This window comes from Bradyrhizobium sp. USDA3516 (assembly GCF_057651995.1).
Genome location: NZ_JBYGYN010000007.1, coordinates 50,060 through 76,115, shown reverse-complemented (window position 1 = coordinate 76,115; position 26,056 = coordinate 50,060). Strand labels below are relative to the sequence as shown.

Annotated in this window: 22 protein-coding genes; 16 read left to right on the top strand and 6 right to left on the bottom strand. The window is 65.5% G+C overall.

The genetic code is table 11. The annotated features are described in order from the left end of the window. Positions 1 to 207: 207 nt before the first annotated feature. Entirely contained in the window at positions 208 to 984 is a 777-nt protein-coding gene (locus AC24YW_RS22095) for a DUF1223 domain-containing protein (protein ID WP_487484688.1), read from the top strand. A 556-nt stretch (positions 985 to 1,540) separates the two neighbouring features. After that, positions 1,541 to 1,912: a DUF2794 domain-containing protein gene (locus AC24YW_RS22090; protein WP_487484687.1), complete on the top strand. Its 372-nt coding sequence runs from the start codon at positions 1,541 to 1,543 to the stop codon at positions 1,910 to 1,912. 110 nt (positions 1,913 to 2,022) lie between these two features. Here AC24YW_RS22090 and AC24YW_RS22085 read toward each other — a convergent pair whose 3' ends face one another. The 4 genes from AC24YW_RS22085 to AC24YW_RS22070 form a co-directional block, all read right to left on the bottom strand. After that, positions 2,023 to 2,553 carry an N-acetyltransferase family protein gene (locus AC24YW_RS22085; protein ID WP_487484686.1) on the bottom strand — a complete coding sequence of 177 codons (531 nt, stop codon included), beginning with the start codon at positions 2,551 to 2,553 and terminating at the stop codon, positions 2,023 to 2,025. Between the two features lie 231 nt (positions 2,554 to 2,784). Continuing rightward, positions 2,785 to 3,576, bottom strand: coding sequence for a Bax inhibitor-1/YccA family protein (locus AC24YW_RS22080; RefSeq protein WP_275519134.1), 792 nt, complete (start codon positions 3,574 to 3,576; stop codon positions 2,785 to 2,787). 281 nt (positions 3,577 to 3,857) lie between these two features. Further along, on the bottom strand, positions 3,858 to 6,425 hold the full coding sequence (locus AC24YW_RS22075) for an ABC transporter permease (RefSeq protein WP_487484685.1): 2,568 nt from the start codon (positions 6,423 to 6,425) through the stop codon (positions 3,858 to 3,860). Beyond that, positions 6,422 to 7,141: an ABC transporter ATP-binding protein gene (locus tag AC24YW_RS22070; RefSeq protein ID WP_057026565.1), complete on the bottom strand. Its 720-nt coding sequence runs from the start codon at positions 7,139 to 7,141 to the stop codon at positions 6,422 to 6,424. The genes AC24YW_RS22075 and AC24YW_RS22070 overlap by 4 nt, the downstream gene beginning before the upstream one ends. A 55-nt stretch (positions 7,142 to 7,196) precedes the next feature. On the opposite strand from AC24YW_RS22070, the gene AC24YW_RS22065 reads away from it, so the two are divergent. From AC24YW_RS22065 to AC24YW_RS22010, 12 genes are all read left to right on the top strand, one after another. Next, positions 7,197 to 7,832, top strand: coding sequence for an arylesterase (locus tag AC24YW_RS22065; RefSeq protein WP_487484684.1), 636 nt, complete (start codon positions 7,197 to 7,199; stop codon positions 7,830 to 7,832). A 173-nt stretch (positions 7,833 to 8,005) separates the two neighbouring features. Beyond that, entirely contained in the window at positions 8,006 to 8,542 is a 537-nt protein-coding gene (thpR, locus tag AC24YW_RS22060; protein ID WP_027572985.1) for an RNA 2',3'-cyclic phosphodiesterase, read from the top strand. A gap of 179 nt (positions 8,543 to 8,721) precedes the next feature. Continuing rightward, positions 8,722 to 9,909 (top strand): cell division protein ZapE, encoded by a 1,188-nt coding sequence (gene zapE / locus AC24YW_RS22055; RefSeq protein WP_487484683.1) that lies wholly within the window; start codon positions 8,722 to 8,724, stop codon positions 9,907 to 9,909. Between the two features lie 247 nt (positions 9,910 to 10,156). Then, entirely contained in the window at positions 10,157 to 11,125 is a 969-nt protein-coding gene (gene mdh, locus AC24YW_RS22050; protein ID WP_027572983.1) for a malate dehydrogenase, read from the top strand. Between the two features lie 204 nt (positions 11,126 to 11,329). After that, positions 11,330 to 12,529: an ADP-forming succinate--CoA ligase subunit beta gene (gene sucC / locus AC24YW_RS22045; RefSeq protein ID WP_036008785.1), complete on the top strand. Its 1,200-nt coding sequence runs from the start codon at positions 11,330 to 11,332 to the stop codon at positions 12,527 to 12,529. 4 nt (positions 12,530 to 12,533) lie between these two features. Next, positions 12,534 to 13,013 (top strand): DUF1579 family protein, encoded by a 480-nt coding sequence (locus AC24YW_RS22040; protein WP_487484682.1) that lies wholly within the window; start codon positions 12,534 to 12,536, stop codon positions 13,011 to 13,013. Positions 13,014 to 13,048: 35 nt separating this feature from the next. Then, positions 13,049 to 13,933: a succinate--CoA ligase subunit alpha gene (gene sucD, locus AC24YW_RS22035; RefSeq protein WP_487484681.1), complete on the top strand. Its 885-nt coding sequence runs from the start codon at positions 13,049 to 13,051 to the stop codon at positions 13,931 to 13,933. A gap of 137 nt (positions 13,934 to 14,070) precedes the next feature. Then, positions 14,071 to 17,028: a 2-oxoglutarate dehydrogenase E1 component gene (locus AC24YW_RS22030; RefSeq protein WP_487484680.1), complete on the top strand. Its 2,958-nt coding sequence runs from the start codon at positions 14,071 to 14,073 to the stop codon at positions 17,026 to 17,028. 161 nt (positions 17,029 to 17,189) lie between these two features. Next, positions 17,190 to 18,431, top strand: a complete 1,242-nt coding sequence (gene odhB, locus AC24YW_RS22025; RefSeq protein ID WP_487484679.1) for a 2-oxoglutarate dehydrogenase complex dihydrolipoyllysine-residue succinyltransferase — start codon at positions 17,190 to 17,192, stop codon at positions 18,429 to 18,431. A gap of 54 nt (positions 18,432 to 18,485) precedes the next feature. After that, positions 18,486 to 19,247, top strand: a complete 762-nt coding sequence (locus AC24YW_RS22020) for an SDR family oxidoreductase (RefSeq protein ID WP_487484678.1) — start codon at positions 18,486 to 18,488, stop codon at positions 19,245 to 19,247. A 50-nt stretch (positions 19,248 to 19,297) separates the two neighbouring features. Continuing rightward, positions 19,298 to 20,698 carry a dihydrolipoyl dehydrogenase gene (gene lpdA, locus AC24YW_RS22015; RefSeq protein WP_487484677.1) on the top strand — a complete coding sequence of 467 codons (1,401 nt, stop codon included), beginning with the start codon at positions 19,298 to 19,300 and terminating at the stop codon, positions 20,696 to 20,698. Between the two features lie 34 nt (positions 20,699 to 20,732). Then, positions 20,733 to 21,263: a hypothetical protein gene (locus AC24YW_RS22010; protein WP_487484676.1), complete on the top strand. Its 531-nt coding sequence runs from the start codon at positions 20,733 to 20,735 to the stop codon at positions 21,261 to 21,263. A gap of 136 nt (positions 21,264 to 21,399) precedes the next feature. On the opposite strand, the gene AC24YW_RS22005 is transcribed toward AC24YW_RS22010, so the two are convergent. Beyond that, positions 21,400 to 21,987, bottom strand: coding sequence for a DUF4337 domain-containing protein (locus tag AC24YW_RS22005; RefSeq protein ID WP_487484675.1), 588 nt, complete (start codon positions 21,985 to 21,987; stop codon positions 21,400 to 21,402). Positions 21,988 to 22,104: 117 nt separating this feature from the next. Here AC24YW_RS22005 and AC24YW_RS22000 point away from each other — a divergent pair, with 117 nt between their 5' ends. Further along, positions 22,105 to 22,674, top strand: a complete 570-nt coding sequence (locus AC24YW_RS22000; RefSeq protein WP_487484674.1) for a hypothetical protein — start codon at positions 22,105 to 22,107, stop codon at positions 22,672 to 22,674. Between the two features lie 3 nt (positions 22,675 to 22,677). Here AC24YW_RS22000 and AC24YW_RS21995 read toward each other — a convergent pair whose 3' ends face one another. Further along, positions 22,678 to 23,643 (bottom strand): tyrosine recombinase XerC, encoded by a 966-nt coding sequence (locus tag AC24YW_RS21995; RefSeq protein WP_487484673.1) that lies wholly within the window; start codon positions 23,641 to 23,643, stop codon positions 22,678 to 22,680. Between the two features lie 113 nt (positions 23,644 to 23,756). Here AC24YW_RS21995 and AC24YW_RS21990 point away from each other — a divergent pair, with 113 nt between their 5' ends. Continuing rightward, entirely contained in the window at positions 23,757 to 25,961 is a 2,205-nt protein-coding gene (locus AC24YW_RS21990; protein ID WP_487484672.1) for a primosomal protein N', read from the top strand. Positions 25,962 to 26,056: the final 95 nt, after the last annotated feature.

The following is a 26,056-nucleotide window of genomic DNA, read 5'->3' as shown; positions in this document are numbered from 1 at the left end:
CACTGCGAAGTGAGTAGAAGCCTTAACGAAGGCGGCCTATCAAAGGCCGCCTTCGCGCGTTTGCGGTACGCTTCAGATGGGCCCGCCCGGCGGAAAACCTCCCTTTGGACGGTGGCCCGGATGGATGAATGTACCGCGCCCCGTAAGACTACGGTGACCATCCGGCGATAAGATTCCCCTCGATAGCAACGGTGTGCGGCGTTCGACATGACGACAATGACGGCTTCCCCTCTGATTCCACGTTGGTCCGGTGCCCTCTGGTCGGGAGCTCTCGGCATATGTGCGATCATCGCCGTCATTCGTCCTGCCGAGGCTGAACCCCGCGCCGTTGTCGAATTGTTCACCTCGCAGGGCTGCTCCTCCTGCCCGCCCGCCGACCAGATCATCGGCGATCTCTCCAAGGATCCCTCCGTCATCGCGCTGAGCATGCCGATCGATTATTGGGACTATCTCGGCTGGAAGGACACGCTGGCGGATTCGCGCTTCTCTGCACGGCAGCGTGCCTATTCGCGCATGCGTGGCGACCGCGAGGTCTACACGCCGCAGGTCGTGGTCAACGGCTCCAAACACGTCGTCGGCAGCGACCGTGCCGGCATCGAGCGCGCTATTGGCGCGGCCGACAAGGGTGCCGGCGTGATGAGCGTGCCGGTGACGATGTCGCTCTCGGGCAAGCAGATCAACGTGTCGGTGGCCGCAAGCAAGGAGCCCACGGTCTCGCGCGGCGAGGTCTGGATCTGCTCGATCGCGAAGTCGGTGCCGATCGCGATCACCCGCGGCGAGAACAAGGGACAGCAGGTCACCTATCACAACGTGGTGCGCAGCCTGCTCAAGGTCGGCGACTGGACCGGCCGTCCGGAGAGCTGGACGGTGCCGATCGAGAACCTCACGCGCGACGGCGTCGACGGCGCGGTGGTCTATGTCCAGGACGGCAGCCGGGAGAAACCGGGCCCGATGCTGGGTGCGGCGTACACGTCGCTGCACTGAAGCAAGCAGAACGTATCAGCGATTGATGCTCGTCATTCCGGGGCGCGCCTCTTGGCGCGAACTATGGTGCGCAATTGCGCACCTGAGAATCCATGGCTTAGCTTGTAAAATGGATGGATGGATTCCGGGCTCGCGCTTCGCGCGCCCCGGAATGACAGCGCGCCGGAAACATCGTGGCACAAACAAAAAAGGACCAACTTGCGTTGGCCCTCCTTGTCGTGCGTACAGACCCGATCCTGTTCGACCCCGGGGGGCTGGGGGCTGAGGAATCCGGAACCGAAAGGACCGGGTCAACGCACGTCAGTCTTTTCGCAGCGCAGGGCGGCAGGCGGTTGGCGGAAAAGCGGCGATACTATGATTCCTGCTAACGATCCCGTGACGGTTTGCCGCGACGGAGTTCCACCCCTGCGTGTGCCTCGATGCGCTTTCGATTCGATGGGTCGAGCCCCCTTGCGATGCGGAACGGTTGGCGCAATCATGCAATTGTCATGAACGCGGTTCCGGGGACGGTCTTTGCGGACGCGGGTCATAGCCGTGCGATGAGGAGGCGCTTCCCATGAGTCTGACGTCGGAGGATGCCGACCCGAGCGAGCAGCGCGCGGCGGCGCGTCCCGCCGCGGCGCATGCGCAGCCGAACCGGGTGACGTTCGACCGGCTCGAGCTGCACCGGATTCTCAATCTCTACGGCCGGATGGTCGCCGACGGCGAGTGGCGCGACTATGCCATCGACTTCCTGAAGGACCGCGCCGTGTTCTCGGTCTATCGCCGCGCCTCGGAAGTGCCGATCTATCGCATCGAGAAGGACCCGCGCCTCGCGCGCAAGCAGGGCATGTACAGCGTGATCTCGGCGACCGGCCTGATCCTGCGCCGCGGCCACGAGCTCGAGCGGGTGCTGCTGGTGATCGATCGGAAATTGGCGGTGGTGTAGCGACACGAGCGGTGCCGTAGGGTGGGCAAAGCGAAGCGTGCCCACCACCAGAGATCGGAAACAGATCGTGGGCACGGCGCGTTGCGCCTTCGCCCACCCTACGAGACTGACTATTTCCCCGGCACCGTTCTCGCGCCCTCGCCGAGGTCGCGCTGCATCATCACCGTGTCCAGCCAGCGGCCGAATTTCAGCCCGACACTGGGATGCGTGCCGATCATCTTGAAGCCGCACCTTGTGTGCACGCCGATCGATCCGGCATTGGCGGAATCGCCGATGACAGCGATCATCTGGCGAAAGCCGCGCGCCTCGCATTCGGCGATCAGCCGTTCCAGCAGCTTCGAGCCGACGCCGCGGCGGTGGAAGGAGGGATCGAGATAGATCGAGTTCTCCACCGTGAAGCGATAGGCCGGCCGCGGCCGGTAGGCGCCGGCATAGGCATAGCCGGCCACGCGCCCGTCCAGCATGGCGATGAAATAGGGGTAGCCGCCGTCGATCAGCGCGCGATAGCGGCGCGTCATCTCGGTGAGGTCGGGCGGCTCCAGCTCGAACGTCGCCGTGCCCTCGCGGACGGCCTGCTGGTAGATGGCGGTGATGGCGGGGAGGTCGGCCTCGGTGGTGGGCCTGATATCGGGTGCAGACATGGCGGGGAAGATTAGAGGCTTCGCGAGGCCGCTGGAAGGGGGACTCGGCGCATCCCACATCCTCCGTCCTAGCGAGGAGCCCTTGCGACGAAGCAATCCAGAAATGCATCCGCGGAGGGACTCTGGATTGCTTCGCTGCGCTCGCAATGACGGTTTGCGGCCGTCACCGCGTCCCAAACAAAAACCCCGGCCTCTCGGCCGGGGTTCGTGTCCGTTCTCTCGTCTCAGAGCTTACTCGCGCTGGCCGAGGAGCTGCAGCAGCAGCGTGAACAGGTTGATGAAGTTCAGGTACAGCGACAATGCACCGGTGATGGCCGAACGCTCTGCGATGTCACCGCCGGCCGAGGCATAGCCGTAGATGTAGTCGTTCTTCAGCCGCTGGGTGTCCCAGGCGGTGAGGCCCGAGAACACCAGCACGCCGACCACCGACACGATGAACTGCAGCATCGAAGAGGCCAGGAACAGGTTCACCAGGCTGGCAAGAACGATGCCGATCAGGCCCATGAACAGGAACGAGCCCATCCCGGTCAGGTCACGCTTGGTGGTGTAGCCGTAGAGGCTCAGCGCACCGAAGGTCGCCGCGGTGATGAAGAACACCCGCACGATCGAGGTGTGCGTGAACACCAGGAAGATCGACGACAGCGAGATGCCCATCAGCGCCGCGAACACCCAGAACAGGATCTGGGCGGTCGAGGGGGCCAGACGGTTGATGCCCGCCGAGATCGCGAACACCATCGCGAGCGGCGCCAGGATGAACAGCCACTTCAGGGGGCTGACGAACATGGCGTAGCCGAACGGCGTCAGGAACACCTTGCCGACGCGGACGGCGTCCGCCGTCGGAACGTCGGTCACGGCGGCCATGTAGACGCCGAGCGCGGCAAGGCCGGTGATCGCCAGGCCAATGGTCATGTAGTTGTAGATGCGCAGCATATAGGCGCGCAGGCCGGCATCGACCGTCGCGGCGTCAACACGCCCGGCGGCCCTGCCGAAAGGAGAAGCGTAGTTACGGTCTAGGTCCGACATGGTCGAATTCCCGTTGGTTGGTCCGGTCCGGCAAGAGGGTCGCCATGCCGCCCGGTTCGTCAAATTCTATCTCGGAGACCGCTGCCAGCCGACTTAACTTTGGCTCACAATCGGGACTCCGAACCCATCCGATATGTGGGAAACTAACACATTCGCCGCAACCTTCCACGCGCGGCTGAATGTCGCCCTCGGCGTCAATCCTGACGCGAAGCTGACGTGCGACGTGGTTAATCGCGGAAACCGGGCCGATTCCGGCCGGCCCGATCGGCCGCTACATTTTGTCACAAATTTCGCAACACCGTGGCGGGCTTTTTGTTCAATGCCAGCAGCGTGCCGGCAAGCCCCAGCCCGACGGTGACGACCAGCGCGGCGGCGACCACGCCGGCGGCGCTGCCGGCCTGCCAGACGAAGCTCAGCGTCATCAGCCGCGTCACGATCAGCCAGGCAGCTAAGCTGCCCGCGATCACCCCGAACACTGCGGTGGCAAGGCCGATCAGCAGGTATTCGAGGGCATAGGCGCCGAGCAGCCGCAGCCGCGTCGCGCCCAGGGTCTTCAGGATCACCGCGTCATAGACCCGGTGGCGGTGGCCGGCGGCGAGCGCCCCGCCCAGCACCAGGATCGCCGAGATCAGCGTCACGGCGCTGGCGCCGCGGATCGCCAGGGCCAGATTGGTCACCACGGAGCCGACCGTCTCCATCACCTCGCGCACGCGCACGCTCGTCACCATCGGATAGGCGTCAGCGACCTCCTTGATGATCTTGCCGTCGCCCGCCTTTCCGCCCCCTTCCGTCAGCGTCGCGATGTGGGTGTGCGGCGCGCCCTTGAAGGCGTTGGGCGAGAACACCAGGACGAAATTGATGCCGAGCCCCTGCCAGTCGATCGTGCGCAAATTGCTGATCCTCGCCGGGATGTCGCGGCCGAGCACGTTGACCACCACCTCGTCGCCGAGCTTGAGGCCGAGCCCGTCGGCGATCTTCTTCTCCATCGAGACCAGCGGCGGGCCGGAATAATCGGCGCGCCACCATTCGCCCTCGACCACCTTGGAGCCCTTCGGCAGCTCGGCGGTGTAGGTCAGGCCGCGGTCGCTCTGCAGCACCCATTCGGAATCCGTGGTCGGCTTGAGCTCCTCGGCGCGCACCCCGCGCGCGGCGACGATGCGCCCGCGCAGCATCGGCACGTCCTCGATCCTGGCGCCGGGGGCGATCTGGCGCAAATACGCGTCGAACTGCTCGGCCTGCGCGCTCGGAATGTCGATGAAGAAGAACGATGGCGCCTGGTCGGGAAGCGCCGCCAGGAACTGCCGGCGCAGATTGCCGTCGATCTGGGTGATGGTGACGAGCACGGCGAGCCCTAGGCCCAGCGACAGCACGACGGATGGCGTCAGCGCGCCCGGCCGGTGAATGTTGGCGATCGCAAGCCGCAGCATCGGCAGCCGCGTGCGCGGCAGCCGTCGTGCGATCGTCATCAGCAGAGCGGCGATGCCGCGCAGCAAGGCGAACACGACCACTGAGGACGCCACGAACACCGCGGCGATGCGCCGGTCGAACGACAGGCCGATCACGACCGCGATGAGAAGTGCGATCACGACGGCCATGAACACGAGATAGCTCGCGCGTGGCCGGTGCCATTCGGAGCTGACGGTGTCGCGGAACAGGGCCGCCACCGGCACGTCGTGCGCGCGCGCGAGCGGCCACAGGCCGAAGGCGAGCGCGGTGAGGAGGCCGTAGAGGAAGGACAGCGCGAGCTCGTCGGCATGCACGGCCGGCACCACCGGCAGCGGCAACAGCTTGCCGAACAGGCCGACGATGGCAAAGGGCATCGCGGCGCCGAGCGCCAGGCCGATCACGGACCCGATCGCGGCCAGCAGGACCACCTGCGCCAGGTAGATGCCGAACACGTCCCGGCCGGTGGCGCCGACGGCCTTGAAGGCGGCGATCACCTCGAGCTTGCGGTCGATGTGACTCTTGACGGCATTGGCGACGCCGACGCCGCCGACCAGCAGCGCGGCAAGGCCGACCAGGGTCAGGAACTGCGTGAAGCGGCTGATGTTGCGTTCGAGCTGCGGCGAGGCGTTGGAGCGGCTGCGGATCTCCCAGCCGGCCTGCGGCGCGGCGCTGCGCGCATCCGCGATGAAGGTTTCGGTGGCGCGCTCGTTGTTCGCGGCCTCCGGCAGCTTGACCCGGTAGACCCAGCGCACCAGGCTACCCGGCTGGATCAGGCCGGTGGCGCGCAAGGCCGCCTCGCTGATCAGAAAGCGCGGCCCGAAGCCGATGCCGCCGGCGAGCTTGTCGGGCTCGGCCTCGACGGTGGAGCGGATCTGGAACGTCGCCGACCCGATGGTGACGCGGTCGCCGGTCTTGAGAGAGAGCCGCGCCAGCAGCGTCGGATCGGCGGCGGCGCCGAACGCGCCGTCACGTTCCGCGAGCAGATCGGTCATCGGCAGCTTTGGTGCCAGCGTCAGCTGTCCCAGCATCGGATAGGTGTTGTCGACCGCCTTCATCTCGACCAGCGCCAGCTTGCCGTCAGCCGAACGTGCCATGCCGCGCAAGGTCGCGGCGGCCGACAGCGTGCCGCGCGAGCGCAGGAACGCGACCTCTTCCGGCTTGGCCTCGCGCTGGAACAGCACGAAGGAGACGTCGCCGCCGAGCAGCGTGCGGCCTTCGCGCGCGAGACCGTCGCTCAGGCTCGCGGACACCGAGCCGACGCCGGCGATCGCCATCACGCCGAGCGCGATGCAGGCGATGAAGACGTAGAAGCCGCGCAGGCCGCCGCGCAATTCACGCAAGGCATAGCGCAGCGACAGCGCGACGGCGTTCGGCTTCGCGAACGATTCGGCCACGGCGCTCATGCCGGTGCGGACTGGGTGTCGATGCGCCCGGAGCGCAGGCGGATGACGCGATCGCAGCGATGCGCGAGCGAGGAATCGTGCGTCACCAGCACCAATGTCATGCCGCGCTCGGCGTGCTTGCTGAACAACAGATCGACGATCTGCTTTCCGGTCGCTTCGTCGAGATTGCCGGTCGGCTCGTCGGCGACGAGGATCGCGGGATCGGGTGCCAGCGCCCGTGCGAGGGCGACGCGCTGCTGCTCGCCGCCGGACAGCTGCGTCGGATAATGATGCAGGCGGTCGCCGAGCCCGACCGATTGCAGCTCCTCTGCCGCGCGCTTGGCGGCATCGGGGTTGCCGGCGAGCTCGAGCGGCACCGCGACGTTCTCCAGCGCCGTCATGGTCGGGATCAGGTGGAAGGACTGGAAGACGATGCCGACCTGGCGGCCGCGGAAGCGCGCCAGCGCGTCCTCGTCGAGGGCATTGAAAGGCGTGCCATTCACCACCACCTCTCCGCTATCAGGACGCTCCAGCCCCGCCATCACCATCAGCAGCGTGGATTTGCCCGAGCCTGACGGGCCGATCAGGCCGATCGTCTCGCTCCGGCCGACCCGCAGGCTGATATCCTTGAGGATGTGAACGCGTGCCGCGCCCGTGCCCAATGAGAGGTTGACGTTGGAGATGGCGATGGTGTCCGCGGTAGCGGCGAGCGAAGAGGGATCGATGCGAGTGTCCATGGTCCGGTCATATGGCAAGTCCGCACGCGGGGTCGAGAGGCGTTACGGATTGTTCATGCACATAGCCGTGTTGATGCTCGCCGTCATGACGATGGCGAACTCGGCTTGGGCTGGCGCGACAAAACCGGTCAAGCTCGTCGTCCTCGGCGATTCCCTGAGCGCGGGCCTTGGCCTTCCGGCCCAGCAGGCGTTCCCCCAAAAGCTTCAAAAAGCCTTGCAAGCCAAAGGCATAGAGGTCGACATGACCAATGCCGGGGTGTCCGGCGACACCACCTCGGGCGGCCGCGACCGGCTCGACTGGTCGGTGCCCGATGGAACTGACGGCGTCATCGTCGAGCTCGGCGCCAACGACGCGCTGCGCGGCATCGATCCCGACGTGGCACGCGCCGCGCTGACCGACATCGTCCAGCGGCTCAAGGCGCGAAAGATTGCAGTCATGCTCTGCGGCATGCTGGCGCCGCCGAATTACGGCGCCGAATATGCCGCGCGCTTCAATTCGATTTATCCGGATCTGGCCAAGACATTCGACGTGCCGCTCTATCCGTTCTTCCTCGAGGGCGTCGCGGCCGAGGCCAAGCTCAACCAGGCCGACGGCATTCATCCGACCGCTGAAGGCGTCGACATCATCGTCGGCAGGATCATGCCCATGGTGGAGGCATTCATTGGCACGATCGCTGAGCAACGGCGTTGAAAACCAGGCAACGCCAACCCTAATTCCCAGGGTTTTACCGGGGTGAGGCGCGGTGCGCTTCGCAGGGTCACACAACTGCGATAGGAATCAGGGTACCGGTGATTCGTCGCCGGCTCTAATTTGGATATGATCCTGCTCTAAGGATCGTAGCCAAGCATCGGGAGTGCGAAACGATGCCGCGTTTGTTCACGGGTCTGGAAATTCCGGCCGAGATCGGCCAGTCGCTTTCCAACTTGAGGGGCGGCCTCCCCGGCGCCCGCTGGATCGATCCCGAAAATTATCACGTCACCCTGCGCTTCATCGGCGATATCGACGGCGCTTCCGCCAACGAGATCGCCTCGATGCTGTTTCGCGTCGACCGCAAGCCGTTCGAGGTGAAGGTGCAGGGGCTCACCAGCTTCGGCGGCCGCAAGCCGCGCGCAGTGGTCGCCACCATCGCGCCGAGCAAGCCGCTGATGGAATTGCAGGCCGAGCTCGAGCGCATGATGCAGCGGATCGGCCTCGACCCGGAGGGACGCAAGTTCATCCCGCACGTCACGCTCGCGCGGCTGCACGACGCCTCCGATCGCGACGTCGCCGACTATCTCTCGCTGCGCGGCTATTTCCCGAGCAAGGCGTTCATGGCCGAACGCTTCGTGCTGTTCTCCTCGCGCGCATCGACGGGCGGCGGCCCGTATGTGGTCGAGGACGCCTACGAGCTGTGTGAGTAGCACCGCTCTCGTGCCCCGGCCGACGAGCCGGGGCCCAGCGTTCCGCGATGAACGAAATGGTGGGTCCCGGCTCTGCGCAGCAGCGTTGCACGCTGCAGCGCGTCCGGGACACGAAACCGCATACCTCTGACCTCATTTCACGGCTTGCAATTTCCGCCCGTCTCTGGCGGTAAAGGGCCATGCTCTCGACCCCCGGTTCCCCCTTCAGCGAGGCCTACCAGGCCCAGATCGCCTCCGGCGCGATCGAGCCCGATGCCGCGCAGGCCGAGGTCGCCGCAGCCTATGCGGCGCTGGACCAGCGGCTGGCCACTTACAAGCCCGCCCGCAAGCAGGGCCTGCTGAGCCGCCTGTTCAGCTCCGGCGACAAGGACGAGGTGCCGCGCGGGCTCTACATCCATGGCGAGGTCGGCCGCGGCAAGACCATGCTGATGGATCTGTTCTTCCAGCACTCGTCGGTCGAGCACAAGCGCCGCGCGCATTTCCACGAGTTCATGGCCGACGTGCACGAGCGCATCTACGATTATCGCCAGAGCATCGCGCGCGGCGAGATCGCAGACAGCGACGTCATCGCGTTGACCGCCACGGCGATCTTCGAGGAGAGCTGGCTGCTCTGCTTCGACGAATTCCACGTCACTGACATCGCGGATGCGATGATCCTGGGACGGCTGTTCGCGAAACTGTTCGAGTTCGGCACCGTCGTCGTCGCGACCTCCAACGTCGCGCCCGACGATCTCTACAAGGGCGGGCTGAACCGTTCGCTGTTCCTGCCCTTCATCAAGCAGATCACCGACCACATGGACGTCGCGCGGCTCGATGCGCGCACCGACTTCCGCCTGGAGAAGCTGCAGGGCGTGCCGATGTGGCTGACACCGGCCGATGGCGACGCGGACGCCGCGCTCGATCGCGCCTGGAAGCGGATGACGGGCGGCGCCAAATGCCGCTCGCGCGACATTTCGATCAAGGGCCGCATCCTGCACGTGCCGTGCTCGGCCCATGGCGTGGCGCGTTTCTCGTTCGCCGACCTCTGCGAGCAGCCGCTCGGTGCATCCGACTACCTCAGGCTGGCGCACGACTATCACACCATCCTGGTCGACCATATTCCAGTGATGGACCTCTCCCAGCGCAACGCGGCCAAGCGTTTCATCACCCTGATCGATACGCTCTATGACAACGCCGTGAAGCTGATGGCCTCGGCCGACGCCAATCCGATCTCGCTCTACCTCGCGACCGATGGCGTTGAGGCCATGGAATTCAAGCGGACCGCCTCGCGCCTGATCGAAATGAGCTCGGAATCCTACCTGGCGCTGGCTCACGGCCGCAAGGATTCCACCGCCAGCGGCTCAACCAAGGGCCTGGTGGAGACTTAAGTCCTATCTCTGCAGTCATTCTGGGGGCGCGTGCCAGCGCGAGCCCGGAATCCATCGTGCCTCCAACTCTGTCGCCCGATGGATTCCGGGCTCGCGACGTTCGTCGCGCCCCGGAATGACAGGGCTGTGTGCCCGAGGCCGCGCCAAGCCCGACAATTGGGCATTGGGCGACTTGAACGGGGGAGGCGAAAGGGATAACCACCCGTCTCAGTTTTCCCCTCCTTACGTGTCTAAAGGACAGGTTCACATGGCGCGCGACAAGATTGCTTTGATTGGCTCCGGTCAGATCGGCGGAACGCTGGCTCACCTCATCGGCCTGAAAGAACTGGGCGACGTCGTGATGTTCGACATCGCCGAGGGCGTGCCGCAGGGCAAGGCGCTCGACATCGCGCAGTCCTCGCCGGTCGACGGCTTCGACGCCCACTACACCGGCGCGAATTCCTACGAGGCGCTGGACAACGCCAAGGTCTGCATCGTCACCGCCGGCGTGCCGCGCAAGCCCGGCATGAGCCGCGACGACCTCCTCTCCATCAACCTCAAGGTCATGGAGCAGGTCGGCGCCGGCATCAAGAAGTACGCCCCCGACGCCTTCGTCATCTGCATCACCAACCCGCTCGACGCCATGGTCTGGGCCCTGCAGAAGGCGTCCGGCCTGCCGCACAAGAAGGTGGTCGGCATGGCCGGCGTGCTGGATTCGGCCCGCTTCCGCTACTTCCTTGCCGACGAGTTCAACGTCTCCGTTGAAGACGTCACCGCCTTCGTGCTCGGCGGCCACGGCGACACCATGGTGCCGCTGGTGAAGTACTCCACCGTCGCCGGCATCCCGCTGCCCGACCTCGTCAAGATGGGCTGGACCTCGCAGGCGCGCCTCGACGAGATCGTCGACCGCACCCGCAACGGCGGCGCCGAGATCGTCAACCTGCTCAAGACCGGCTCGGCCTTCTACGCCCCGGCGGCCTCGGCGATCGCCATGGCCGAGAGCTATCTGAAGGACAAGAAGCGCGTGCTGCCCTGCGCCGCCTATCTCAACGGCGAATACAGCGTGAAGGACATGTATGTCGGCGTGCCCGTCGTGATCGGCTCCAAGGGCGTCGAGCGCGTGGTCGAGATCGAGCTCGCCGGCAAGGACCGCGAGGCCTTCGACAAGTCGGTCGGTGCCGTGCAGGGCCTGGTCGATGCCTGCAAGAAGATCGCACCCGATCTTCTCGGCCGCTAAAGGCAAAGCATTACCCGCCGAAGATCGAAACCCGGTCTTCGGCGGTTTCACTTCCGGACCCGGCTGACCGGGGTGGGGTTCCGGTTCGGCAGAGATCTCGAAGTGAAAGAATCCGGGTTGCAGTTCCTGTGGTATATGGTATGCCAGCCACAAGACTGAGGTGGGCCCATGAGGTCACCGCCCGCGGGTTCAGGGAGCGACCATATGAATATCCATGAATATCAGGCCAAAGCGCTGCTGCATGAATTCGGCGTTCCGATTTCGCGCGGCGTAGCGGTTCTCAAGGCCTCGGACTCCGACGCCGCCGCACGACAGCTTCCGGGCCCGGTCTGGGTGGTGAAGAGCCAGATCCACGCCGGCGGCCGCGGCAAGGGCAAGTTCAAGGAGGCCTCGGCCGGCGACAAGGGCGGCGTCCGCATCGCCAAGTCGGTGGAAGAGGTCAACGAATTCGCCAAGCAGATGCTGGGCGCGACGCTGGTGACCGTGCAGACCGGACCTGCCGGCAAGCAGGTCAACCGCCTCTACATCGAGGACGGCTCCGACATCGACAAGGAATTCTACCTCTCGATCCTGGTCGACCGCGAGACCTCGCGCGTCTCCTTCGTGGTGTCGACCGAAGGCGGCGTCAACATCGAGGACGTCGCGCACAACACGCCCGAGAAGATCGTCACCTTCTCGGTCGATCCTGCGACCGGCATCATGGGCCATCACGGCCGCACCGTCGCGAAGGCGCTGAACCTGTCCGGCGACCTCGCCAAGCAGGCCGAGAAGCTCACCGCCCAGCTCTACGCGGCCTTCGTCGCCAAGGACATGTCGATGCTGGAGATCAATCCGCTGGTCGTCACCAAGCAGGGCGAGCTCCGCGTGCTCGATGCCAAGGTGTCGTTCGACGACAACGCCCTGTTCCGCCATCCCGAGATCGCGGTGTCGCTACGCGATCTGACCGAGGAAGACGCCAAGGAAATCGAGGCGTCGAAATACGATCTCAACTACGTCACGCTCGACGGCAATATCGGCTGCATGGTCAACGGTGCCGGTCTCGCCATGGCGACGATGGACATCATCAAGCTCTACGGCATGGCGCCGGCGAACTTCCTCGACGTCGGCGGCAGCGCCAGCAAGGAGAAGGTCGCGGCCGCGTTCAAGATCATCACCGCCGATCCGAACGTGAAGGGCATCCTGGTCAACATCTTCGGCGGCATCATGAAGTGCGACGTGATCGCCGAAGGCGTCACGGCTGCGGTTCGCGAGGTCGGCCTCAGCGTGCCGCTGGTGGTCCGCCTCGAAGGCACCAATGTCGAGCTCGGCAAGAAGATCATCCGCGAATCCGGCCTCAACGTGGTGCCCGCCGACAATCTCGACGACGCCGCGCAGAAGATCGTCAAGGCCGTCAAGGGAGGCTGACGCCATGGCCCAGGACCATCTCGCCGCATCATCTCCGCTCCCCGAGCACGCGCGTCTTTCCGCGTTCGCCGGCGAATGGGATGGTGAGGAGATGGTCTTCCCGTCGCGCTGGACGGCGGGCGGGCCGGCGACCTCGCGCACCGTCGCGCGCATGGATCTCAACGGGTTCTATCTGATCCAGGACTCGGTCCAGATGCGCGATGGCAAGCAGGTCTTCGCCACCCACGGCCTCTTCACCTTCGACCGCGACGACCGGACCTACAAATTGTTCTGGTACGATTCGCTCGGCTACACGCCGCCCTCGCCCGCCTCGGGCGGGTGGGTCGGCAAGACCCTGACGCTGGTGCGCGGCTCGCTCCGCGGCAATGCGCGCCACGTCTACGAGATCCTCAATGAGGATTCCTACTCGTTGAAGATCCAGTTCTCGCCGGACGCGGAAGGCTGGGCCGACGTCCTCACCGGCGTCTACCGCCGCATCCACTGACCCTCTCACTCTGTTAGTTCGCGAAAGCAGACCTCATGTCCATCCTGATCGACAAGAACACCAAGGTCATCTGCCAGGGCTTCACCGGCAAGAACGGCACCTTCCATTCCGAGGCTGCGATCGCCTACGGCACCAAGATGGTCGGCGGCACCTCGCCGGGCAAAGGCGGCTCGACGCATCTGGGGCTGCCGGTGTTCGATACCGTGCGCGAGGCGCGTGAGAAGACCGGCGCCGACGCGTCGGTGATCTACGTGCCGCCGCCGGGCGCGGCCGACGCGATCTGCGAAGCCATCGACGCCGAGGTGCCGCTGATCGTCTGCATCACCGAGGGCATTCCTGTCATCGATATGGTCCGCGTGAAGCGCTCGCTGGCCGGCTCCAAGTCGCGCCTGATCGGGCCGAACTGCCCGGGCGTCATGACCGCCGGCGAGTGCAAGATCGGCATCATGCCCGCCAACATCTTCAAGACCGGCTCGGTCGGCATCGTCTCCCGCTCGGGCACGCTGACCTATGAAGCGGTGTTCCAGACCTCCCAGGAAGGCCTCGGCCAGACCACTGCGGTCGGCATCGGCGGCGACCCGGTCAAGGGCACCGAGTTCATCGACGTCCTCGAAATGCTCCTGGCCGACCCCAAGACCGAATCGATCATCATGATCGGCGAGATCGGCGGTTCCGCCGAGGAGGACGCAGCCCAGTTCCTCAAGGACGAGGCCAAGCGCGGCCGCAAGAAGCCGATGGTCGGCTTCATCGCCGGCGTCACCGCCCCTCCCGGCCGCCGCATGGGCCATGCCGGCGCGATCATCTCGGGCGGCAAGGGCGATGCCGGTTCCAAGACCGAGGCGATGAAATCCGCAGGGATTACAGTGTCCCCGTCGCCTGCCCGCCTCGGCCACACCCTTGCCGAAAAGTTGAAAGGCTAATTCACTTCTTCGTGCTTTTCCGGGCGAAGTTTCGCAGCAAATAGGGTAAAGGGTGCCTGTCGCGTCGAGCCCTGTCGGGGGAGCTCGGCGTCAGCGCCGTTTGTTATGCGCGAACCGAAATCGCCAGGAACTCAAGTATGTCTCGCCAGGACGCGAACGCAGCCTTTGCCTTGTCATCCTTTTTGCAGGGCACCAACGCCACCTACATCGACGAAATCTACGCCCGCTACCAGAAGGACCCGTCCTCGGTCGACGCCGAGTGGCAGGAGTTCTTCAAGAGCCTGAACGACGCGCCCGCCGACATCAGCAAGAACGCGGAAGGGCCGTCCTGGGAGCGCGACAACTGGCCGCTGACCCCGAAGGATGATCTGACCTCCGCCCTCGACGGCAATTGGGCCGAGGCCGAGAAGACGGTCGGTGCCAAGATCGCCGCCAAGGCGCAGGCCAAAGGCGCCGACATCTCCTCAGCCGACCTGCTTCAGGCCACGCGCGACTCCGTTCGCGCCCTGATGCTGATCCGCTCCTACCGCATGCGCGGCCACTTCCACGCCAAGCTCGACCCGCTCGGCATCGAAGCCCAGCGCAACCGCGAAGAGCTCGATCCGCGCACCTACGGCTTTTCCGAGGCCGATTTCGACCGCAAGATCTTCCTCGATCACGTGCTCGGACTCGAATACGGCACGATCCGCGAGATCACCGCGATCTGCGAGCGCACCTACTGCCAGACGCTCGGCGTCGAGTTCATGCATATCAGCAACGCCGCGCAGAAGGCCTGGATCCAGGAGCGCATCGAGGGACCCGACAAGGAGATCTCGTTCACGCGCGAAGGCCGCAGGGCCATCCTGCAGAAGCTGATCGAAGCCGAAGGCTTCGAGAAGTTCTGCGACACCAAGTTCACCGGCACCAAGCGCTTCGGCCTCGATGGCGGCGAAGCGCTGATCCCCGCGCTCGAGCAGATCATCAAGCGCGGCGGCAATCTCGGCGTGAAGGAAATCGTGCTGGGCATGCCGCATCGCGGCCGCCTCAACGTGCTCACCCAGGTGATGGGCAAGGCGCACCGCGCGCTGTTCCACGAGTTCAAGGGCGGCTCGGCCAATCCCGACGCGGTCGAAGGCTCGGGCGACGTCAAGTATCACCTCGGCGCCTCCTCGGACCGCGAGTTCGACGGCAACCGCATCCATCTGTCGCTGACCGCCAACCCCTCGCATCTCGAGATCGTCGATCCCGTGGTGCTCGGCAAGGTCCGCGCCAAGCAGGACCAGCACGGCGATCCCCCTGATATGCGCATCTCCGTGATGCCGCTCCTGATGCACGGCGACGCCGCGTTCGCGGGTCAAGGCGTGGTGGCGGAGTGCTTCGGCCTGTCGGACCTGAAGGGCTACCGCACCGGCGGCTCCGTGCACTTCATCGTCAACAACCAGATCGGCTTCACCACCTATCCGCGTTACTCCCGCTCCTCGCCCTATCCATCGGACGTGGCGAAGATGATCGACGCGCCGATCTTCCACGTGAACGGCGACGATCCGGAAGCCGTCGTGTTCGCGGCCAAGGTCGCGACCGAATTCCGGCAGAAGTTCCACAAGCCGGTCGTCATCGACATGTGGTGCTACCGCCGCTACGGCCACAACGAGGGCGACGAGCCGGCCTTCACCCAGCCGGTGATGTACAAGCGCATCGCGGCCCATCCCTCGACCCTGACGCTCTACTCCAAGCGCCTGATCGCGGAAGGCGTCGTCACCGAGGGCGAGGTCGAGAAGCTGAAGGCGGATTGGCGCGCCCGGCTTGATGCCGAGTTCGAGGCCGGCACCTCCTACAAGCCGAACAAGGCCGACTGGCTCGACGGCAAGTGGGCGGGCTTCAAGATCGCCGATCAGGAAGAGGACGCGCGGCGCGGCGTCACCGGCGTCGACATCGCCACGCTGAAGGACATCGGCCGCAAGATCACCAAGGTGCCGGACGGCTTCCGCGTTCACCGCACCATCCAGCGTTTCCTCGATAACCGCGCCAAGGCGATCGACACCGGTACCGGCATCGACTGGGCGACCGGCGAGGCGCTGGCGTTCTGCTCGCTGCTCAACGAAAACCACCACGTCCGGCTATCCGGACAGGATTCGGAGCGCGGCACCTTCTCGCAGCGCCATTCGGTCCTGATCGACCAGGAGGACGAGAGCCGCTACACGCCGTTCAACCACCTCGGCCACGAGCAAGGCCATTACGAGGTCATCAACTCGCTGCTGTCGGAAGAGGCCGTGCTTGGCTTCGAATACGGCTATTCGCTCGCCGAGCCGAACACGCTGACGCTGTGGGAAGCCCAGTTCGGCGACTTCGCCAACGGCGCGCAGGTCGTGTTCGACCAGTTCATCTCCTCGGGCGAGCGCAAATGGCTGCGCATGTCCGGTCTCGTCTGCCTCCTGCCGCACGGCTATGAGGGCCAGGGTCCGGAGCACTCCTCGGCGCGCCTCGAGCGGTACCTGCAGATGTGCGCGGAAGACAACATGCAGGTGGTCTATCCGACCACGCCGGCGAACTACTTCCACGTGCTGCGCCGGCAGCTGCATCGCGAGATCCGCAAGCCGCTGATCATGATGACGCCGAAGTCGCTGCTGCGCCACAAGCGGGCGGTGTCGCGGCTCGAAGAGCTGGCCAAGGGCACGACCTTCCACCGCATCCTCTACGATGACGCCCAGATGCTGCCGAACGAGGCGATCAAGCTCGTCCCCGACGAGAAGATCCGCCGCATCGTGCTCTGCTCCGGCAAGGTCTATTACGACCTCTACGAGGAGCGCGAGAAGCGCGGCATCGACGACATCTACCTGATGCGTGTCGAGCAGCTCTATCCGGTGCCGCTGAAGGCGTTGGTGGCCGAGCTGTCGCGCTTCAAGAAGGCCGAGATGGTGTGGTGCCAGGAAGAGCCCCGCAACATGGGTGCCTGGCACTTCATCGAGCCCTATCTGGAATGGGTGCTGAACCAGGTGAACGGTGTGAGCCGGCGTCCGCGTTATGTCGGCCGCGCCGCCTCCGCCGCGACCGCAACGGGTCTGATGTCCAAGCATCAGGCTCAGCTGAAGGCGTTCCTGGACGAAGCACTGAGCTGACAAGTTTTTATGACGCTGTCGTGCCCCGCGAAGGTGGGGCATCCAGTACTCCGCGGCGCTCGTTCTTGTCACGAAGGCCTCGGCGTACTGGATTGCCCGCCTTCGCGGGCAATGACGGTTTAATTCATGACCGCGACCTGCGATCCCTTGAGGAAAAGACCATGACTGAAATTCGTGTGCCGACGCTCGGCGAATCCGTCACCGAGGCCACCATCGGCCGCTGGTTCAAGAAGGCCGGCGACCCCGTCGCCGTCGACGAGCCCCTGGTGGAGCTAGAGACCGACAAGGTCACCATCGAAGTCCCCGCGCCGTCCGCGGGCACGCTGAGCGAGATCATCGCTGCCGATGGTGCGACCGTTGCCGTGGGCGCGCTGCTCGGTCAGATCACCGAAGGTGCCGGCGCAGCCAAGCCCGCCGCCGCGCCGGCCAAGGCTGTTGCGCCTGCCGCTGCCGCCGCTGCGCCAGCGCCGGCTCCCGCGGCCGCGAAGGCGCCGCCGGCCGATGCGCCGCTCGCACCGTCGGTGCGTAAGCTCTCGGCCGAGACCGGCATCGACGCCTCGACCGTTCCGGGCTCGGGCAAGGACGGCCGCGTCACCAAGGGCGACATGCTCGCCGCGATCGAGCGCGCCGCCTCCGCGCCGACCCCGGTCAACCAGCCCGCCGCTGCCGTGCAGGTCCGCAGCCCCTCGCCGGCCGATGACGCCGCCCGCGAAGAGCGCGTCAAGATGACTCGGCTGCGCCAGACCATCGCACGCCGCCTCAAGGACGTGCAGAACACCGCGGCCATGCTCACGACCTTCAACGAGGTCGACATGACCAACGTGATGGCGCTGCGCGCGCACTACAAGGATGCGTTCGAGAAGAAGCACGGCTCCAAGCTCGGCTTCATGGGCTTCTTCACCAAGGCCGTCGTGCAGGCGCTCAAGGACATCCCGGCCGTCAACGCCGAGATCGACGGCACCGATCTGATCTACAAGAACTATTACCACATCGGCGTTGCCGTCGGCACCGACAAGGGCCTCGTCGTGCCCGTGGTGCGCGACTGCGACCACAAGTCGATCGCCGACATCGAGAAGGGCATCGCCGATTTCGGCCGCCGCGCCCGTGACGGCCAGCTCAAGATCGACGAGATGCAGGGCGGCACCTTCACCATCACCAATGGCGGCATCTACGGCTCGCTGATGTCGACCCCGATCCTGAACGCGCCGCAGTCCGGCATCCTCGGCATGCACAAGATCCAGGAGCGGCCGATGGTCGTCGGCGGCAAGATCGAGGTGCGCCCGATGATGTATCTGGCGCTGTCCTACGATCACCGCGTCATCGACGGCAAGGAAGCCGTCACCTTCCTGGTCCGCGTCAAGGAGAGCCTGGAAGATCCGGCGCGCCTGGTGCTCGATCTCTGATCCCCGATGCTTTGCGAGCGCCGTCGCGACTGATGCGACGGCGCGTGTCGAACCATGGAGGCGCGCGTGACGGATAAAGTCGTTGTCATCACCGGCGGCAGCCGCGGCATCGGGCGGGCGACCGCGCTTGCGGCGGCCGCGCGCGGCTACCGCGTCGTGGTCGGCTATGCCAGCAACAAGAAGGCCGCCGACGAGGTGGTGGCGCAGATCGCGGCCAGCAACGGCAATGCCATCGCGGTGAAATGCGATGTCGCCGAGGAAAGCGACATCCTCAATCTGTTCAAGGAGGCCGACAAGTTCGGCACCCTCGGCGCGCTCGTCAACAATGGCGGCATCGTCGGCACGAGCGGCGTGCGCGTCGACGAGATGTCGGCCGAGCGCATCCAGCGCGTGCTGGCAGTCAACGTCACCGGCTCGATCCTTTGTGCGCGCGAAGCGGTGAAGCGGATGTCGACCAAGCATGGCGGCCAGGGCGGCGTCATCGTCAATCTGTCGTCGGTTGCGGCCAGGCTCGGCGCACCCAACACCTATGTCGATTATGCCGCGTCCAAGGGCGCCATCGATTCCTTCACCACCGGCCTCGGCTATGAGGTCGCAAACGAAGGCATCCGCGTCGCGGGCATTCGCCCCGGCCTGATCGATACGGAAATCCACGCCTCGGGCGGCGAGCCCGACCGGCACCACCGGCTGGCTCATATGGTGCCGATGAAGCGCGTCGGCACAGCCGATGAAATCGCCAACGCCATCCTCTGGCTGATGTCGGACGAGGCCTCCTACATCACCGCCGCTACTCTCGATGTGTCCGGCGGCCGCTGACGGACCGGCGGCCGCATCTCCTCACGCCTAACCTTACGGGACTTTCTCTCATGGCTACCTACGATCTCGTCGTCATCGGCACCGGACCTGGCGGTTATGTCTGCGCGGTACGCGCGAGCCAGCTCGGCATGAAAGTCGCCGTGGTCGAAAAGAACGCAACGCTCGGCGGCACCTGCCTCAACGTCGGCTGCATGCCGTCGAAGGCGCTGCTGCACGCCTCCGAGATGTTCGAGGAAGCCGGCCATTCCTTCGCCAAGATGGGCGTCAGCGTTTCCGCGCCGAAGCTCGATCTGCCCGCGATGATGAACTTCAAGCAGCAGGGCATCGACGGCAACGTCAAGGGCGTCGAGTTCCTGATGAAGAAGAACAAGGTCGACGTGCTCAAGGGCACCGGCAAGATTCTCGGCTCCGGCAAGGTCGAGGTCTCCGCCGACGGCAAGTCGCAAGTGGTCGAGACCAGGAACATCGTGATTGCCACCGGCTCCGACATCGCGCGCCTCAAGGGCATCGAGATCGACGAGAAGCGCATCGTATCCTCGACCGGCGCGCTGTCGCTCGACAAGGTCCCCGGCAAGCTGCTGATCGTCGGCGCCGGCGTGATCGGCCTCGAGCTCGGTTCGGTGTGGAAGCGACTCGGCGCTGAAGTCGTCGTCGTCGAATTCCTCGACCGCATCCTGCCCGGCATGGACGGCGAAATTGCCAAGCAATTCCAGCGCATCCTGGAAAAGCAGGGCTTTGCGTTCAAGCTCGGCGCCAAGGTCACCGCGGTCGACACCTCGGGCAAGACGCTGAAGGCGACGATCGAGCCCGCCGCCGGCGGCACCGCGGAGACGCTGGAAGCCGACGTCGTGCTCGTCTGCATCGGCCGCGTGCCCTACACCGATGGCCTTGGTCTCAAGGAAGCCGGCGTCGCGCTGGACGCGCGCGGCCGGGTGCAGATCGATCCGCATTTCGCCACCAGCCTGAAGGGCGTCTATGCCATCGGCGACGTCGTTGCAGGCCCGATGCTCGCGCACAAGGCCGAGGACGAAGGCGTTGCGGTCGCCGAGATCATCGCAGGGCAAGCCGGCCACGTGAATTACGACGTCATCCCGGGCGTCGTGTATACCACGCCGGAAGTGTCCTCCGTCGGCAAGACCGAGGAGGAGCTGAAGCAGGCGGGCGTGGCTTATACGGTCGGAAAATTTCCCTTCACCGCCAACGGCCGCTCCAAGGTCAATCAGACCACTGACGGCTTCGTGAAGATTCTCGCAGACGCGAAGACCGATCGCGTGCTCGGCGTGCACATCATCGGCATTGAGGCCGGTGAGATGATCCACGAGGCGGCCGTTCTGATGGAGTTTGGCGGCAGTGCGGAAGATCTCGCGCGCACCTGCCACGCTCATCCGACCCGCTCGGAGGCCGTCAAGGAAGCCGCGCTTGCGGTCGGCAAGCGGGCCATCCATATGTAGCCACGCGCCCAGCGCCAAACCGGGCGGGAAACACATGCTGCGCCGCCTTCTTCAACCGGTCTGGGTCCTGCTTGCGATCATCTTCCTGATCGAAGCCTGGCTGTGGGACCATCTCGAGCCGATCGTCGCCAAGGTCGTCGCGGCCATCCCGCTCGCGCGATTCAAGCAGTGGCTGACGGCGCGCGTCGATGCGCTGTCGCCGGCCATGACGCTGGTCGTGTTCGCGGTGCCCGTCGTCCCGCTGTTTCCGCTCAAGCTGGTCGGCCTGTGGCTGCTCGCGCACGAATACTGGACCGGCGCGTTGTTCACGATCGTGTTCGGAAAGCTCGTCGGCGTCGGCGTCACCGCCTTCGTGTTCGACGTCACGCGCGCCAAGCTTCTGGAGATGCACTGGTTCGAGCGGATCTACGATCTGGTGCTGAGGGTTCGCGCCAAGGCCGCGGAGCTGGTCGACCCGATCAAGCGCCGCATCCGCGGGCTGCTCGCCGGCGACGGCGAAGGCTGGTCCTATCGCACGCTGCGCATGATCCAGCGCTTCAGGAAGAGCGTGCACCAGGCGCGGTGAGCTTGAGTGGGCTCGCTTTTTCCTCCGTCATTGCGAGCGAAGCGAAGCAATCCAGAAACTTTCTCCGGAGGCAGTCTGGATTGCTTCGTCGCTTCGCTCCTCGCAATGACGCGGAAAGAGCAAACGCTCGCTACCCTCAATGCAAATGCAGCAGATGCGGCCACCACAGGCCGAGCGCGGTCATGATCAGGCCGGCGATCGTCAGCACGCCGCTGACATAGGCGAGCGCCAGCATGCCGGTGATGATGGTGGCCGAGGCCAGCACGATGCCGATCTGGAAGGCGGCCGAGGCCAGCTCGAAATGATGGTATTTCGCGGTCGCCTCGTCGCGCGCGTGCTCGGCCTGCTTGGCCTTCGCCGCGAGCTGTTCGGTACCCTCGCCGGTCTCGGGCTCGGAGCGGTAGCGCTGCGCCGTCTTGGTCCAGTCGTCGATCTGCTTCTGCACTGTGGGCTTCTGCGCCTCGCTTGCCTCGGCCAGCGTCAGCTTGCCCTGTTCGGCCGCGGTCACCACCACGGTGCGGCGGATGCTCTTGGCCTGGAAGAATGCCCAGAGATTGGCGGCTTCGACGTTCTTGCTGATCGATTCGGTCTGGGACGCCTTGCCAAGAGTCTCCGAGATCGCCAGGAACAGCGCCAGCACCGCGATCAGAAGCGCGATCTTCTTGTTCGAGCCGGACGCGTGTTCGGCGTGCTCGGCATGCTCCATGCTTTCATGTGCGCCCATAGATCTCTCCTACATCTTTACCAACGATTGACCGAACCTCGCGACCGGCGCAAGTACCAACCTCCGTGGCGATTGCAATTAATGGTTTTGCGTCCAGGACCATTCTAGTCCTGTGGCATGACCACAGCGGAATTCATTGCAGCCTGCTTCTGGCCTTTCGTCGTCATCGCGGTGCTGACGCTGTTGAAGGTCCGCAACACTGATGTCTCGTGGTTTGTTGCATGGCTCGTAGTCGCTGTTGGCATCATCTATGCCGTCCTGCTGGTATTTTATGACAAGAGTTCGATGATTGCGGTCAACGACGTCCATATTGGCGGAGTCGTTCTTGGCTTGGCCATCGTGTGCCATCGGCTTCTCGTGCTCGATCTTCAAGGGTCATTGCAAGACAGGATGAAAGCGCTTGGCGTGACGATCTTGGCTATCGCGCTTGGTAGCGGGTTAGCCTGGATGACCGGGCGGATGCTCTATCTGGACTACTTCTCGCCCCGGCTCGTGATCGAAGGCCGCGTCGACAAACCAAGGACGTCGGGTGGCCGCAGAACCGACTACCTCGTCGACATCGGAGGGCGAACAGTGAAAGTCACGGCGCCGCTCTATGAACGCCTCGAGAAATTCAGGCCGATGGTCCGCGTCGAAGTCGGACGCGGATCGGACTACGTCTACGATATCGAATATCTCGCCAACTAACCATCAGCGCCGCGGATGGGCGCTGGCATACACTTCCAGCAAGCGCTCCGAATCGATTCCGGTATAGACCTGCGTGGTCGAGAGCGAGGAATGGCCGAGCAATTCCTGGATGGCGCGCAAGTCCCCGCCGCGCGAAAGCAGATGCGTGGCGAAGGAATGGCGGAGCGCGTGCGGCGTGGCGCTGTCGGGCAGTCCGAGCGCGCCGCGCAGCCGCTCCATCGCGAGCTGGATGATGCGCGGGCTGAGCGGCCCGCCGCGCGCGCCGACGAAGATCGGGCCATCCGCCGGCAGCGGATAGGGGCACATCGAAACGTACTCCTGCACCAGCGCGAGCACGTTCTGCAGTACCGGCACCATGCGGGTCTTGTTGCCTTTGCCGGTCACGACCAGCACGTCGCCTTCGCCGGGACGCGGCACCTCGCGGCGCTTCAAGGAGAGCGCTTCGGAGATGCGCAGGCCCGAGCCGTAGAGCAGCGCCATCACCGCGGCATCGCGCGCCAGGATCCACGTCTCGCGCTCCTCGCCGGCGCGCTCGTCGGCATCTGCAAGGCGTTTCGCCGATGCCATCGGCAGCGGCTTCGGCAGGCTCTTGGCGACCTTGGGCGCACGGATCGCCGACAACGCGCCGACCTTGCCTTTGCCCTCGCGCTCCAGAAAACGTCCGAACGAGCGCAGGCCCGCCAGCGCGCGCATCAGGCTGCGGCCGGCAATGTCGTCGGCCCGGCGCATCGCCATGAAGGCGCGCACGTCGGTCGCCTCCAGCGCCGCGAAGCGCTCGAGCGTGACGCGCTCGCCCCAATGCGCACAGAGGAAATCCAGGCATTGCCTTAAGTCGCGGCCATAGGCCTCCAGCGTCTTCGGCGACAGCCGCCGCTCGGCGCCGAGATGCGCCAGCCAGCGCGCCATCTCCTGCGCGATCGAGGGATCGGCGCTGGCGAGCTCGATTGGTGGGGCGGCCGCTTTGCTCATGCGCTCTGGACGTGGTGATTCCGCACAGTATATCGCATCACACCAGTTTACTGTTCGCTAAGGCCGCCGCGCGGCGCTAGCCTCGAGGCCTCAAGGTTCCGATTCCCCCGCTCATGGACCAATCGCCGCGCAACACCACCGCCCCCGCCACTCGCATGGTCGACGTGCTGGTGCCGGTCGCGCTCGACCAGACCTATTCCTACAAGGTGCCGCGCGGCATGGAGCTGAAGGCGGGCGACCTCGTCGGTGTGCCGCTCGGTCCGCGCGAGGTGCTGGCCGTGGTCTGGGGCGAGAACGCCAATCCCGATCCGCGCCTGCACAACCGCCTCAAGGAGGTCAGCGAGAAGCTCGACCTTCCGCCGCTCAGGCCGGAGCTGCGCCAGGTGGTGGACTGGGTCGCCAATTACACGCTGAGCCCGCGCGGCATGGTGCTGCGCATGTGCCTGCGCATGGGCGAGAATCTCGGCCCGGAGCGGGTGCGCGCCGGCGTGCGCCTGACCGGCGATCCGCCGAAGCGTCTGACGCCGGCGCGCCAGCGCGTCATCGCTCTGCTGTCGGACCGGCTGCTGCACGGCAAGTCCGAGGCGGCCAAGGAAGCCGGCGTCTCCGCGGGCGTCATCGACGGCCTCGTCGATGAAGGCACGCTCACGGTGGAGCCGATGCCGCCGCCACCACCCCCGCCGGCGCCCGATCCGGAATTCGGCCGGCCGGATTTTTCGCCGCTGCAGCGTGCCGGCGTGGATGCGATGCGCGCACTCGCGGCCAACGGCACCTTCCACGTCGCGCTGCTCGACGGCGTCACCGGCTCGGGCAAGACCGAGGTCTATTTCGAGGCCGTCGCCGAGGTGGTCCGCCGCGGCAAGCAGGCGCTGATCCTGATGCCGGAGATCGCGCTGACCGGCCAGTTCCTCGACCGCTTCGCGCAGCGCTTTGGCGTGCGGCCGATCGAATGGCACTCCGAACTCACCCCGCGCACCCGCGCGCGCAATTGGGCCGCGATCTCCGAAGGTTCGGCGCCGGTCGTGGTCGGCGCGCGCTCGGCGCTGTTTCTCCCTTACGCCAATCTCGGCCTCATCGTCGTCGATGAGGAGCACGACCAGGCCTACAAGCAGGACGATGGCGTGCACTACCACGCCCGCGACATGGCTGTGGTGCGCGGGCACATCGCAAAAATCCCGGTCGTGCTGGCCTCCGCGACGCCGTCGGTGGAATCCGAGGTCAATGCGCGCAAGAGCCGCTATCAGCGCATCGCGCTACCCTCGCGCTTCGGCGGCCAGCACATGCCGCATATCGAGGCCATCGACCTGCGCCGCGAGCCGCCCGCGCGCGGCCGCTTCATCTCGCCGCGGCTTGCCGGAGAGATCCGGACTGCGATCGAGCGGCGCGAGCAGGCGCTGCTGTTCCTCAATCGCCGCGGCTATGCGCCGCTGACGCTGTGCCGGGCCTGCGGCCATCGCTTCGCCTGCACCATCTGCGATGCCTGGCTGGTCGATCATCGTTTCCGCCAGCGCCTGGTCTGCCACCATTGCGGCTTCTCGATGCCGCGCCCGCATATCTGCCCGAACTGTTCGGCCGAGGAATCGCTGGTCGCGGTCGGCCCCGGCGTCGAACGCCTGCAGGAGGAGGCGGCCGCGCTGTTCCCGCAAGCGCGCACCATGGTGCTGTCAAGCGATCTCATCACCTCGATCGAGACGATGCGAAGCGAGCTGGCCGAGATCGCGGAGGGCCGCGTCGACATCATCATCGGCACGCAGCTCGTCGCGAAAGGTCACAACTTCCCGCGGCTCAATCTGGTCGGCGTGGTCGATGCCGATCTCGGCCTTTCCAACGGCGATCCGCGCGCGGCCGAGCGCACCTGGCAATTGCTCAACCAGGTGATCGGCCGCGCCGGCCGCGAGCAGGGCCGCGGCATCGGCTATCTCCAGACCCATCAGCCCGATCATCCCGTGATGCGGGCGCTCGTCGCCCGCGACCGCGAGGCCTTCTACGACAGCGAGATCGAGCTGCGCGAGAAGACGCTCTATCCGCCGTTCGGTCGGCTCGCCAGCCTGATCATCTCCGCCGGCGACCGCCCGGGCGCCGAGGGCTTCGGCCGCAAGCTCGTCGCGCTCGCGCCGCGCGACGAGCGCGTCGTCGTGCTCGGCCCCGCCGAAGCGCCGCTCGCAGTCATCAAGGGCCGCTATCGCTTCCGCATCCTGGTGAAATCGGCGCGCGGTTTCGACCTGTCGGACTATTTGCGCAATTGGCTCGCGGTCTGCCCGAAGCCGACGGGCAACCTGAAGCTGGAAGTGGACGTCGATCCGCAGAGCTTTTTGTAGGGCACTGTCATTCCAGGGCACGCGAAGCGTGAACCCGGAATCCGTTCAACCACCAACTCTGCCGCCCGGTGGATTCCGGGCTCGCGCTGCGCGCG